Genomic DNA, 12,490 nt, shown 5'->3' on the forward strand with positions numbered 1-12,490 from the left:
TGAGTTCTTATGCTTCTTGAGCAACAGGATATACGCTCACTTGTTTGCGGTCACGGCCAAGACGCTCAAAGCGTACTACGCCGTCAACTTTCGCGTATAAAGTGTCATCGCCACCACGACCAACGTTAACACCTGGATAAATTTTTGTACCGCGTTGACGGTAAAGAATTGAACCACCTGAAACCGTTTGACCATCTGCGCGTTTAGCACCAAGACGTTTTGACTGAGAGTCACGACCGTTCTTTGTACTACCTACACCTTTCTTAGATGCGAAAAACTGAAGATCTAATCTTAACATACGTTACACCTCCTGCACTTTTTCTATTAAACGGATATACTTTCCGTAATCAAGTTCGATCGTCTTAAGCGAAACAACCAATCCTTCTAAAAGTATCTGTGCTTTTTCTGCTGCATGAACGTCTAAATCATTAGGCAATTCATACGTTAAGAATCCGCCATCACTTCCGAGTTCAATAGTTGCCTGCACATTACAAAGTTCTTCCACTGCATTTATAGAACCAAACACAACCGCTGTAGTTCCAGCACAGACAAGGTCTTGTCCATGTGGCGCATAATCGGCATGTCCAGTCATTTTAAATGATTGGATACTTCCTAATTTCGTGCGACTTATCGTAATTTTAATCATGTTAACCAGAATTAAGCGTTGATAGCTTCAACAACTAGCTTAGTGTAAGGTTGACGATGACCTTGTTTCTTACGATTGTTCTTTTTCGCTTTGTATTTGAAAACGATGATTTTCTTAGCGCGACCTTGTTTTTCAACTTTTGCAGTAACTGTTGCACCTTCTACAACTGGGCTACCAACTTTAACGTTTTCGCCACCAACGAAAAGAACTTTGTCAAAAGTAACAGTTTCACCAGCTTCAACATCTAATTTTTCAATGTAGATTGCTTGACCAGCTTCAACTTTAATTTGTTTTCCACCTGTTTCGATAATTGCGTACATACTTGCACCTCCTCTTAATTACTAAGACTCGCCAAAAACGAGGTAGACATAAATGCCTTTAGGGAACCTGTCTTGTGCGGTTGTAGCATATAGCCGTTTAGGTGCTATAAACTATAACATAAAGATGTTACCATAATTCATTGAGTATTGTCAATGAATCTTCTACTAACTATTTTTTCCGTTCTACAATTTCTTTTTTACTTCCAAAACGGATAATAGCGTACTTTTCGATAATATCATCTTTGAAATAAATTTCAAATGGAATATTTTTTTGTAATTCTTTTTGCAAAAATTGTTTTTGTAGTTCTTTAGGCGCAGCGATTAATACTGCCTCATCCTCTATGTTGCCATATGTGATTAATTCTCTCTCTAGCTCATACGCAATTGTTTCATACGACATTACATAACCCGTCGCTTTGCAAGATACACACTCTTCTAGTAATACGTCACGTAAAGAATGTTTTTTACGTTTTCGTGTCATCTCCAAAATTCCTAACTCAGTAAATCCAAGTACTCTTGTATAAGTTCGATCATCTTTCATAGCAGCTATGAGACATTCTCTTACCTTTTCTTTATCTTCTCTTTTTTTCATATTAATAAAATCAATTAATATCATACCACCAATATCACGAAGTCTTAATTGGCGTGCAATTTCTTCAGCTGCCATCTCATTTGTGCGAAGTATTGTATCTTGTAAATTTTGTTTTCCAGTAAACTTGCCCGTATTCACATCAATTACAGTCATCGTCTCCATTTGCTCTACAATTAAATAAGCACCATTTGGAAGCCACACAATTTTTTGGAGTGCTTTCTCAATTTCACGCTCTATTCCAAAATGGTTAAACATCGAAGACTTTTCATTATAAAAAGATACTTTTTCTTTTCCAACTTTGTCTTCTAACTCTTTTACTATACTTCTTGTATCTACAACTACTTTTTCAATTGTTTCAATTGGATTCTCTTGAAATACACGATCTAAAAAGGTCGCCGGTCGATGAAGTAATAACGGCGCCTTTCCTTGATCCTCTTTTCTTTTTAACTCTTCATACAACTGTTGTAACCCTTGCATTTCAGCTTGTATTTCTTCAATTTCCCCTTTTTCAGAAGCAGAGCGGAAAATGTAACCTCCCATTCCTTCTACTTCAATTTCAAGTAACTGTTGTCTTCTTTTATTATTTTTTATTTTCCGAGAAACAGCTCGCATCTCATCAAACGGCATATAAACGACATATTTCCCGGTAAATTCTATATTCGCTGTCAATTTAGGCCCCTTCGTATCAATTGCCTCTTTCACAACCTGTACGAGTATCGCTTGCCCTTCATGTATACGATAAGAAGGTGGTACATCATCGTATGAAAGATACGCATGTTTTTCTAAACCTATATTTACAAAAGCTGCGTTCATTCCAGCAATTGTTCTTACGATACGTCCAACATAAATATGCCCAACAATCTCTTGCTCTTCATTACGTTTCCATAAAAACTCAACAATCTTGTTCTTCTCTTCAATTGCAACGCGCTTTTCCGAACCAGCGTAATTCACATATAACGTTTTCAAAATTATTTCCTCACTTTATAATCTTCTTTGCTTTTACAATAATAAAAGGTTAGTGCTATCGTCAACACTAACCGATTAATTCTTCAACTGATGAGGTTGTTCGTTTTTCAGTAAAATATGCATAGAGCAATTCATTTTCATCCAATGTGTAATGCTCTTTATATTTTCCACGGACGATAATAGAATGCTTATATCCTCTACGAAATTTTGTGAATATCTTATATAAATGATCTTCTGATTGCACTTCAATAGGTGCAATCTTTTCAATCCCTCTTTTATTTCCATAATAACGTTCTAATAAAAAACGCATAAATGCATACCGTCTTTGTTTCCACTCTTGATATAACGATACTGCCAAAAATATGAGTAGTACCCACATCATAATATTGTTACTATTCCAGAGCAACTGCCAACCTAATATTACACCAAAAAAAACACATGACAATTTCATCATCTTTTCATGTGCTTGTAAATAAGGAAAACGATATGATAGTATATTAAACAATACTTTCCCGCCATCTAACGGCCAAATAGGGAGTAAATTAAACGCTAAAATAATTATATTATTCCACATAAAGAAATAATATAAATCTGCATTCAACCAACCGGCTTCAAACAACATATAACCTACCAGCATCATCCAAACATGTTGAATCGGTCCTGCAATTACGACAACAAGTTCCTCTTTCAACGACTTATTACCATGTTCCTCAAGCTCGGCCACGCCACCAAACGGCAAAAGCTGAATTCTTTTTATACGCCAATTATAGTGTGCTGCTGCAAAAGCATGCCCAAGTTCATGAATAAGAACGATACAAAATAACAGCAGTAACTCTTTAAAACGTGCAGTAAAAATACCAATGACAATAATAACCCAAAATAATGGATGCACGGAAATTTTCGTTAAAACGTCCCTATATTTAATCAAATGATATCACCTGAATCGGATCAATAAATTTTTCATTCTTTTTTATCGCGAAATAAAACTTTCCATTTTTACCATTTGTATCATTACTCACCGTTCCAATTTTTTGTTTCTTTGAAACGTAATCATATAATTTCACTGACATATCGTTTAAGTTTGCATACCATGATTCCGTACCATCTGCATGTTGAATTTGAACTGTATTTCCAAGTTCCTCTTTCTTCCCCGCAAAAACAACTAATCCTTCATTCACTGACTCAACTGTTGCATTTGTAGCTGTTTGGACAAATACACCTTGGCCATTTTTTTGAAACCCTTGCATTACCTTTCCAGAAGCAGGAATTGCATAATCTTTTTGCTGAATACTTCCTTCTTTTTTCTCGTTCGGCGAATAGAATACGAGCGGTTTTCCAAATTGCTTTTCGTACCATTTCGCTACAGTAGCAAACTGAAATTCCTCTTTCATCACTTTTTCTGTAACAGCTTTAGCTCCATTGAATGAAGAAGGAGCATTCTTATATAAAATAGCAATCGAAAGAACTAATATTGCTGATAATAAAACTTTGAAGAAAAAGACTTCCTTTCGAAATAAAGGATGCATTTCCTTTTCTCCATCTTCAATAAATACTGTTTCGCTATCAAAATTCCCTCCGGTAAAATACTGCTCTTCCTCCATCCTTTCTTGCTCGGCCTTCCTTTTTGCAATCCGCTTTTTAATTTCTTCTACGCGTCTATTCTTCATACTGTCTCCTTTCTTTCGTTAAGCTAATTTCAATAGAAACAGTTGTATACAGTTTGTACATATGTATGAGCTAAGAAAGAAAGATATTCGTGTGAAGAAAAAAGAAAGCACTTCGCATATGTGCGAAGTGCTCTTAACGAATTCCAAAGAAGTTTTTCACCTTTGCAAATACCGATACCTTTTCTTGTTCAAATGCTTGTAATGGTACATTCTCACCCAACAAGCGTCTTGCAATATTACGATAAGCCAACGCTGCTTTTCCGCTTGGTTGCAACGCCACAGGTTCACCTGTATTTGTAGCTCGAATAACTTCATCGTCATCTTCGACAACACCAAGAAGCTCGATTGACAATGTACGTACAATTTCATCAACATCTAACATATCCTGTTCATGAAGCATATGACTACGTACACGGTTAATAACAAGTTTTGGTGGTTCAATATCCTCTTTTTCTAAAAGCCCAATAATACGATCTGCATCGCGCATTGAGGATACTTCTGGCGTCGTAACAACGATTGCTTTATCCGCACCAGCTACCGCATTTTTAAATCCCTGCTCAATCCCCGCAGGACAATCAATTAATATGTAATCATAATCTTGACGTAATACTTGTATTAATTCATCCATTTGTTCAGGTGTTACCGCTGATTTATCACTCGTTTGTGCTGCAGGTAATAAATAAAGATCATCAAAACGTTTATCTTTAATAAGAGCCTGAGGTAAACGGCAACGCCCTTCAACGACATCAACAAGATCAAATACAATACGATTTTCCAGCCCCATTACTACGTCTAAATTTCGAAGACCGATATCTGTGTCAATTAAGCACACTTTCTTTCCAGATAACGCTAGGGCCGTACCAATGTTCGCAGACGTTGTAGTTTTACCTACTCCGCCTTTTCCAGATGTAATTACTATTGCCTCTCCCACAGCTATACAATTCCCCTTTCTAACTTTGTTAAATTAGGTCTAAGATGAGTGAGAAGTTGCAGGCGATCGACAACAATGTGATTGTTCTCATTAATATACGCACATTCTGCCGCCTCCGCTCCGTCTTCTTTCTCTTCCGGAGCCCGCATTGCCACATCACTAATTCGAAGTTGCATCGGGTTCATAACAGATGCAGCGATTACAGCATCCGAATCCCCATAATACCCAGCATGCGCAATTCCTCTTAATGATCCTACAACAAAAATATTCCCCCCAGCGATAACCGTTCCGCCTGGATTAACATCTCCAATTAACAACAAATTTCCTTTTACATGTAAAACTTGTCCAGAGCGAACAATTTTGGAAATAGGGACAATTTCTGTTTCTTCTTTCCAAGCTATTGCTTCTGCTTTAGTGATAACATCACTTTCAATTGAATCCACAACAAGATTCTTTTTATTACGAATTAACGTACGAATCTCTTCTTGTTGGACTTCTGTTAAATAACGATTTCCTACTTTCACATGCACTTCAATTAAAGAGCGCCCATCACCATCGTAGTAATGTGTAGAAAGTTTTTCGTCTAATTCCATCAATAATTCTGAGAATGAACAACAATCATCTAAATGAAGCGTTATCCCATCTTTTGTCCCTTTTATCGTTACATTTTGTTGCTTTTTTTCTTCCACTAAAGTTCACCCCACCGATTCAATTCGACATAAAATTAGAAAATCCTTTTTTCTTTTTCTTCCATCGCTTTTGAAAGACGCACTATATATCGTCTCAGTGGGAAACAAACTATTAATAAGAAAATAGCATTTAACAATAAAGTAGAAAGGAGACGATCTGTGAAAAAGACATGCGCTGGCATATGAGTACGTCCTAACAAAGTTAAGAATCCATACACATAATACTCTAGTGCTACAATGCTAGCTAATATGATAGAAACAACAATAAATAAATTCAATTGTAATACTTTCATCACACTATAAACTAAATAAGCTAAAATCGGATAAGCAAAAATATATATCCCGACAAGTTCTGTGTATACGGTATCAAATAAGAAGCCAAATAATAGTCCGTAATAAATCCCTTGGACCGGACTATAATACACTGTAATAAAACATAAGACGATTATAAAAAAATGCGGTGCTGCTATACTGTCTTTCCAAAACACATCCGTTGGAACAACAGTAGCAAACATATTTTCAAATAGAAACACAAAAAGGAGCAAAAGAGGAAGAGCTGCTCTTTTTAATATCTTCATCATCTCTTCTTCTCCTCCTATTCTAATGGCGCTGAAGGTGTTGCACGTTTAGCAACCGTAATATGCTCTACGTCATTTAAATCAGCGGCAGGTTTTACATAAGCTGTTTTTGTTAAGCCATATGCATCCGGCTGAACATCAACGATTTTTCCAATTACAAGACCTTTCGGGAAAATATCACCAAGTCCAGATGTTACAACTAGTTGATCTTTTGCTACCGGTGCATCAGAGCCAATCTTTGTGAAAAGAAGTAATTGTTTTTCTTTGTCATAACCTTCAATCAAACCAAAGATTTTCTCTTGCCCTTGTACAATAGCAGAAACGCGATTTGTTCGGCTCATAGAACTTAGTAATTCTACTGATGATGTAAACTGAGATACACTTTTCACTCTTCCAACTAACCCTTGTGAAGTTACTACAGCCATATCTTTTTTAATTCCTTGCTGTGCCCCTTTATCAATTCCAATTAAATCGTACCATTTATCTGGATTACGAGAAACAACAGTAGCTGGAATTTCAGTATACCCGCTATTTAACTCTTTCTTACCAGTTAGCTCTTGTAGCTTCTTGTTATCATCTTCTAATTGTTTTACTTTCCCTGATAGACCTGCATAATTATCTAATTTTGCTTTTAATTCTTTATTCTCTTCATACGTGCGCTTTACATCCTCTACATTTTCGAAGAATCCAGCTACGTATTTCGCTGGCTTTTGGAATACACGTTCTACAACACCGACAGTGTCTTTAACAAACTGCTCTGGCCATGTTAAACTGTTCCGTTCTTTCAATGAGATTCCAATCAATGCCACGAGAAGAATAATACTAACCAACAAAACAATTAATCTTTTGTTTAAGAAAAACTGTGGCACGTTCACACCCTCTTAATTTCACTGATTTTTATTTTGCAATATTATCGAGCAGCAGTTTTGAAAAGATCGATATTGTCTAATGCTTTACCTGTTCCAATTGCTACGCAATCTAATGGATCTTCTGCAACAAGAACTGGCATTTTCGTTTCTTCACTAATTACTTTATCTAAATTACGTAGTAATGCCCCGCCGCCTGTTAATACGATACCGCGGTCCATAATATCAGCCGCTAATTCAGGTGGAGTTTTCTCTAACGTATTTTTAACTGATTCTACAATCGCATCTACTGTATCTTTTAATGCATCTGCAATTTCTTCTGGCTGAATTAGTACTGTTTTTGGTAAACCACTTACTAAATCACGACCGCGAATTTCCATAGGCTCGATACCTTCTGGCTCGCCTGCAGAACCAATTTCTAATTTTAATGCTTCAGCTGTTCTTTCACCAATCATTAAGTTATAGCTTTTCTTAATGTACTGAATGATTGAATCGTCCATATCATCACCAGCAACACGAACTGACTGGCTTGTTACAATACCACCTAAAGAAATAATTGCAACTTCTGTTGTACCACCACCGATATCAACAACCATACTACCAGTTGGTTCCCAAACAGGTAAGTTTGCACCAATTGCTGCTGCAAATGGCTCTTCGATAGGATAAGCATCACGAGCACCCGCTTGACGAGTCGCATCGATTACTGCACGTCTTTCTACAGCTGTAATACCAGATGGTACACATACCATTACATACGGCTTACGTGAGAAGAAACCGTTTGATTTTTGAGCTTGTTGAATGTAATATTTCATCATTGTTGCAGTTGTTTCATAATCAGCAATTACACCGTCTTTCATCGGGCGAAGTGCCACAACGTTCCCTGGTGTACGACCAATCATTTGTTTTGCGTCGCTACCTACAGCAACGATTTGTTTCGTATCAGTTTGTAACGCAACTACTGAAGGTTCACGTAAAACTACACCTTTTCCTTTTACATATACAAGCGTGTTCGCAGTTCCTAAGTCTATTCCAAGATCGCGAGTAAATCCACCAAATCCAAACATATTATTTATCTTCCTTTCTTGTTTTCACGGACTCATTTTTTCTTACTTTATATTATAAAAACAGTACGTTTTTTATATCTTTATCCTTTTTGTAGATAAATTTCTACAAAAAACTCATAAATCACATTATAAAACAAAATAAGTAAAAAGCATAGTCTTAAATATGACCTTTTTCCTTTAAACTCACGAATTTATGGTCACCTATTATAATATGATCAAGCACTTCAATTCCGATAATCTGGCCGCATTCTACTAAGCGTTTTGTTACTTCAATATCTTCACGGCTCGGCGTGGGATCTCCTGAGGGATGGTTATGAAGACATATAATAGAGGCTGCTGCACGACGGAAGGCTTCTTTAAAAACTTCCCTGGGGTGTACAATTGACGTGTTTAAACTTCCAATAAAAATCGTTTGCCTATGTATAACTTGATTTTTCGTATTTAAATATAAACAGACAAAATGCTCCTGTTGTAAAAAACGCATTTCTTCCATCATGTATTTCGCACAATCTTCTGGACTTCGAATACTATATCTATTTTGATATTCTAAACGTACCATTCTTCTACCTAGTTCAAAGGCTGCCATAAGTTGCGATGCCTTTGAAATCCCAACACCATGTATACTAATTAGCTCTTCTAATGTTGCATCTTTCAACATACGTAAGCCATCAAATTGGTGTAAAATTTTATCTGACAACTTTAAAACTGTTTCTTCTTTAGAACCTGTTCTGAGTAACACTGCGAGAAGCTCTCGATTTGATAAACTTCCAGCACCTTCTAACAATAAACGCTCCCGTGGCTGTTCTTCTCTTACAACATCACGAATACCGTTCATCTCTCCACCCCTTTATTTGTTCTCTCAAAGAAAACCCCATGCAATTTTACGCATGGGTTACATCAATATCAAATTGTTTTAATTCCCGAACGAGACGTGCAATTGGTAAGCCAACTACATTATAGTAGTCCCCTTGAATATGTTGAACGAAAATAGATCCTTTACCTTGAATCCCATAACTACCTGCTTTATCAAGGGGTTCCTTCGACGCAACGTATGTATCAATTTCCTCTTCTGTTAATTCCCAAAACGTAACTTCTGTACGCTCATAAAAAGTAACCGTTTTTTCTTTTGCTATAATTGCAACACCTGTATACACTTCATGTGTTTTTCCTGACAGTAATTGTAACATTTCTTTGGCCTCATCCTCATTAGAAGGCTTACCAAGAATACGCGATTCATATGTAACAATTGTATCTGCACCTAACACAATGTGATCACTATTATTTTCTGCCACCGCTGATGCTTTTTGCAAGGCAAGCGACATTACAATATCAGAAGGCGATGAATATGCACCGATTGTTTCCTCTACTTCACTTACAACGATTTCAAATGGTACGCTAGCTAACTCAAGCAATTCCTTCCTCCGAGGTGACCCTGAAGCTAAAATTATTTTTTTCATATTTTTCTCCTTCCTTTCTCACATGAAGCAGAACAATTTATATCAATCGTATCAAAGGAATAGTTTGCCCACAAATGAAAGAAATATTAATTTCTCTAACTAAAAATAACACTTCTTTATTGCATACGATTATATTCCTGTCATAGAGAAAGCACTTTGCTCTAAATTCAAAAGAAAAGAAAGAAGTACATGTACTTCTTTCTTACTCATTTTATTATCCTATCATTTCACATTCTACGAAACAATTTTTTCATACGAGAGTAAGCCATCAATAATAACTTGATTTAATTTCGCCAAAGATTCCTTATCCATTTTCCCATCTTTTACTGTTTGTACAGCTACCGACGTATACATATACAGTTTCTTTGCTTCTTCTCGCTTCATACTTTTCCCTTCTTTTTCAATCGCTTTCCATTCTTTTTCAATCACTTCTATATCTTTTGCGCTGCTTTTTCCACCAACTTGTACGCTAGAAGCATATTTTGCTAAATGAGTGTATAATGGCTGCACTTTTGTTAAAAATGTTCCTACTTCTTTATCATCTTTCAGCAATGCTTTATCTGTTATATCCCAGTTCTTTTTTAAAACGGAGACACCATCATTTTTATACTTAGTCATTAATTGATTTATAGCCTGTTCATCGCTAGCAATACCAACAACTATTGCATACTTATCCCCGCTCGGTCTCAAAGCACCAATGCCCCCATTGCCTTTCCATTCTTCAAGAGCTGCCTGTCCCTTTTCTTCAGAAGAATAAAGCCCCCCTTGAACAAAAAATAATTTCATCGGATCCAATGACGTTCCTGTCTGCGCCTTTTGTTTTTCTTCTTTCGGTGCTGGTGTTTGTTCTGCCGTTCCACCCACCTTTGATTCCCCATTTCCAGTCGGCCTTGAAGCAGTTACTTCACTTCCTCCTGTTGTTCCTTGTCCAGTAAGTAAATGAAGCATCCCCATTCCAAACGCCGTACCGATAATAATTGCGGTTGCAACGATTGCAATTAATGTATTACTCCACTTCTTTCGGTATTTTTCCACAGACACTGATTTCGCTTTTTGAAACGGAACAACATTTTTAGGTCGTTCACTTTCTACTACCATCCATTCAAATTCATCTTTCTTCTTTTCCTCATACTTCGCTTCTGTTCCATTCACTTTCACTGAGATCGTTCGTGATTGCTTGTCCATACACTCACACCTCACCTCTTATCGTTGTCCGCATCATATCATATTCATTTCACAAAAAAACGAGATATTTGTCAGAGGAATTCGCCAAATAACCCTATATATTTATCTTATATGTATGCATTTGACTTCATTTGTAGAACAAAAAACTAGATAGCAAAGACTATCTAGTTTTTCTCTCGAATATATTTTCGAACTTCAGAAATGAAATAAAGAGAACCTGTTATGATAAAAACATCATTTTCCCCTATTATTTCAACTTTTGTATCAATTGCCTCTTTCCAATTTTCAAAAACTAATTTTGATTCTTTTTGCGAATATGATGCAAGCTTGTCTGCAGAAATAGCACGATCAAAGGCGAATGTTGTAAAAATAATTTCATCTGCAATGGTTTCTAATCGGCCTACCATGTTATGCAATTGTTTATCACCAAGGGCAGTAAATAAAACTATTACATTTTTATCTTTGTAATGCGCTTCTACTGTTTTCACAAGGCTTTCGATACCTTCTGGATTATGAGCACCATCTATAATAATATCCGGGTTACTTTGTAGCTTTTCAAAGCGCCCAATCCAATACGCTTCCCGTAATCCCGTTCTTATTCCCTCTTCCTCAATTAAAAATGATAAATATGTTTTTACATACATTACTGCCATAAGTGCTAGCGCTGCATTTCCTACTTGATGAATACCTTTCATTGAGATTTGCAAATCTTCAAATGCGGTAAAAGGACAAGTAAAATCAAACTGTTCCCCATCTTCGTTAGACTGTTTATGTAACGCTGTAAAATGCTTGCCAAGTTCGTATAAGTTTGCATGGTTTTCCTTTGCAACATTTTGAATGACTTGCAAAGCTTCTTCATCTTTTACACCAGTAATTATCGGCACACCAGACTTAATAATCCCCGCCTTTTCATATGCAATTTCTCCTAGTGTATTCCCTAAAATATGCATATGATCGTGACCGATATTCGTAATAATCGTGAGAACAGGGTGTATAACATTGGTAGAATCAAAACGTCCACCGAGCCCTGTTTCAAATAAAACAACATCACAGAAATTGACTTTACCGAAATAGCAAATTGCCATAACAGTAATAATTTCAAACTCAGTCGCTTCCCCTAAATCCGTTTCATCTAGTTTTTCCACGACTGGTTTTACCATCTTTACGAGTTCAGTAATCTCTTCATCTGCAATTGGTGTTCCATTCACACTAATGCGTTCATTAAATGTTTCGATGTAAGGAGAGGTAAACGTTCCTACCTTATATTTCGCGCCTTCTAACATGTAACGCATATATGTTAACGTTGAACCTTTTCCATTTGTACCAGCAAGATGAACACATTTTATATGACGCTCTGGATTTCCGAGCTCTTCTAGCATCCAATTCATTCTTTCTAATCCTGGTTTAATACCAAATTTCAATCGGCTATGAATCCACCCTATCGCTTCTTCGTATGTATGTATCACGTATGCTTTTCCCCTTTCAAAAGACAACTTTCATAGTTCTATTATACGCAAAGAAAAGAGACT

Annotated in this window: 15 protein-coding genes and 1 other annotated feature; all 15 genes read right to left on the reverse strand. The window is 36.4% G+C overall.

Annotated features, from left to right (window positions below; genetic code table 11):
* Window positions 1-7: 7 nt before the first annotated feature.
* The 15 genes from rpmA to ACTJJY_RS05890 all read right to left on the reverse strand — a co-directional run bounded on the left by rpmA (window position 8) and on the right by ACTJJY_RS05890 (window position 12,427).
* Complete coding sequence (rpmA, locus tag ACTJJY_RS05820) at window positions 8-298, reverse strand: 50S ribosomal protein L27 (RefSeq protein WP_000944957.1); 291 nt, start codon at window positions 296-298, stop codon at window positions 8-10.
* Between the two features lie 3 nt (window positions 299-301).
* Entirely contained in the window at window positions 302-646 is a 345-nt protein-coding gene (locus tag ACTJJY_RS05825; protein WP_002094147.1) for a ribosomal-processing cysteine protease Prp, read from the reverse strand.
* An 11-nt stretch (window positions 647-657) separates the two neighbouring features.
* On the reverse strand, window positions 658-966 hold the full coding sequence (gene rplU / locus ACTJJY_RS05830; protein WP_000270907.1) for a 50S ribosomal protein L21: 309 nt from the start codon (window positions 964-966) through the stop codon (window positions 658-660).
* 14 nt (window positions 967-980) lie between these two features.
* Window positions 981-1,058, reverse strand: a sequence feature (ribosomal protein L21 leader region).
* 77 nt (window positions 1,059-1,135) lie between these two features.
* Window positions 1,136-2,524 carry an Rne/Rng family ribonuclease gene (locus ACTJJY_RS05835; protein WP_440605172.1) on the reverse strand — a complete coding sequence of 463 codons (1,389 nt, stop codon included), beginning with the start codon at window positions 2,522-2,524 and terminating at the stop codon, window positions 1,136-1,138.
* Window positions 2,525-2,591: 67 nt separating this feature from the next.
* Window positions 2,592-3,452, reverse strand: coding sequence for a stage IV sporulation intramembrane metalloprotease SpoIVFB (gene spoIVFB / locus ACTJJY_RS05840; protein WP_016080180.1), 861 nt, complete (start codon window positions 3,450-3,452; stop codon window positions 2,592-2,594).
* Complete coding sequence (spoIVFA, locus tag ACTJJY_RS05845; protein WP_440605173.1) at window positions 3,445-4,191, reverse strand: stage IV sporulation protein SpoIVFA; 747 nt, start codon at window positions 4,189-4,191, stop codon at window positions 3,445-3,447. Before spoIVFA ends, spoIVFB begins: the two co-directional genes overlap by 8 nt.
* 133 nt (window positions 4,192-4,324) lie before the next feature.
* A complete protein-coding gene (gene minD, locus ACTJJY_RS05850) occupies window positions 4,325-5,122 on the reverse strand; it encodes a septum site-determining protein MinD (RefSeq protein WP_000503309.1) in 798 nt (265 codons plus the stop codon).
* Between the two features lie 2 nt (window positions 5,123-5,124).
* A complete protein-coding gene (gene minC, locus ACTJJY_RS05855; protein ID WP_000391521.1) occupies window positions 5,125-5,811 on the reverse strand; it encodes a septum site-determining protein MinC in 687 nt (228 codons plus the stop codon).
* Between the two features lie 35 nt (window positions 5,812-5,846).
* Window positions 5,847-6,392, reverse strand: coding sequence for a rod shape-determining protein MreD (mreD, locus tag ACTJJY_RS05860; protein WP_000975765.1), 546 nt, complete (start codon window positions 6,390-6,392; stop codon window positions 5,847-5,849).
* Window positions 6,393-6,406: 14 nt separating this feature from the next.
* A complete protein-coding gene (gene mreC / locus ACTJJY_RS05865) occupies window positions 6,407-7,258 on the reverse strand; it encodes a rod shape-determining protein MreC (protein ID WP_016080178.1) in 852 nt (283 codons plus the stop codon).
* 41 nt (window positions 7,259-7,299) lie between these two features.
* On the reverse strand, window positions 7,300-8,319 hold the full coding sequence (mreB, locus tag ACTJJY_RS05870) for a cell shape-determining protein MreB (protein WP_000466736.1): 1,020 nt from the start codon (window positions 8,317-8,319) through the stop codon (window positions 7,300-7,302).
* A gap of 157 nt (window positions 8,320-8,476) precedes the next feature.
* Window positions 8,477-9,154: a DNA repair protein RadC gene (radC, locus tag ACTJJY_RS05875; RefSeq protein WP_016080177.1), complete on the reverse strand. Its 678-nt coding sequence runs from the start codon at window positions 9,152-9,154 to the stop codon at window positions 8,477-8,479.
* Between the two features lie 46 nt (window positions 9,155-9,200).
* Window positions 9,201-9,776, reverse strand: coding sequence for a Maf family protein (locus tag ACTJJY_RS05880; RefSeq protein ID WP_440605174.1), 576 nt, complete (start codon window positions 9,774-9,776; stop codon window positions 9,201-9,203).
* 234 nt (window positions 9,777-10,010) lie between these two features.
* Window positions 10,011-10,961 (reverse strand): hypothetical protein, encoded by a 951-nt coding sequence (locus tag ACTJJY_RS05885; RefSeq protein WP_000361016.1) that lies wholly within the window; start codon window positions 10,959-10,961, stop codon window positions 10,011-10,013.
* A gap of 164 nt (window positions 10,962-11,125) precedes the next feature.
* A complete protein-coding gene (locus ACTJJY_RS05890; protein WP_440605175.1) occupies window positions 11,126-12,427 on the reverse strand; it encodes a bifunctional folylpolyglutamate synthase/dihydrofolate synthase in 1,302 nt (433 codons plus the stop codon).
* Window positions 12,428-12,490: the final 63 nt, after the last annotated feature.

It is taken from the genome of Bacillus sp. 22475, assembly GCF_052044835.1.
GTDB classification, from domain to species: domain Bacteria; phylum Bacillota; class Bacilli; order Bacillales; family Bacillaceae_G; genus Bacillus_A; species Bacillus_A cereus.

Excerpts from the sequence above, each read along its gene's own strand:
- mreD (WP_000975765.1), bottom strand. The coding sequence starts at position 6,392 with ATGATGAAGATATTAAAAAGAGCAGCTCTTCCTCTTTTGCTCCTTTTT.
- mreB (WP_000466736.1), bottom strand. The coding sequence starts at position 8,319 with ATGTTTGGATTTGGTGGATTTACTCGCGATCTTGGAATAGACTTAGGA.
- ACTJJY_RS05880 (WP_440605174.1), bottom strand. The coding sequence starts at position 9,776 with ATGAAAAAAATAATTTTAGCTTCAGGGTCACCTCGGAGGAAGGAATTG.
- spoIVFA (WP_440605173.1), bottom strand. The coding sequence starts at position 4,191 with ATGAAGAATAGACGCGTAGAAGAAATTAAAAAGCGGATTGCAAAAAGG.
- ACTJJY_RS05825 (WP_002094147.1), bottom strand. The coding sequence starts at position 646 with ATGATTAAAATTACGATAAGTCGCACGAAATTAGGAAGTATCCAATCA.
- rpmA (WP_000944957.1), bottom strand. The coding sequence starts at position 298 with ATGTTAAGATTAGATCTTCAGTTTTTCGCATCTAAGAAAGGTGTAGGT.
- rplU (WP_000270907.1), bottom strand. The coding sequence starts at position 966 with ATGTACGCAATTATCGAAACAGGTGGAAAACAAATTAAAGTTGAAGCT.
- ACTJJY_RS05885 (WP_000361016.1), bottom strand. The coding sequence starts at position 10,961 with ATGGACAAGCAATCACGAACGATCTCAGTGAAAGTGAATGGAACAGAA.
- radC (WP_016080177.1), bottom strand. The coding sequence starts at position 9,154 with ATGAACGGTATTCGTGATGTTGTAAGAGAAGAACAGCCACGGGAGCGT.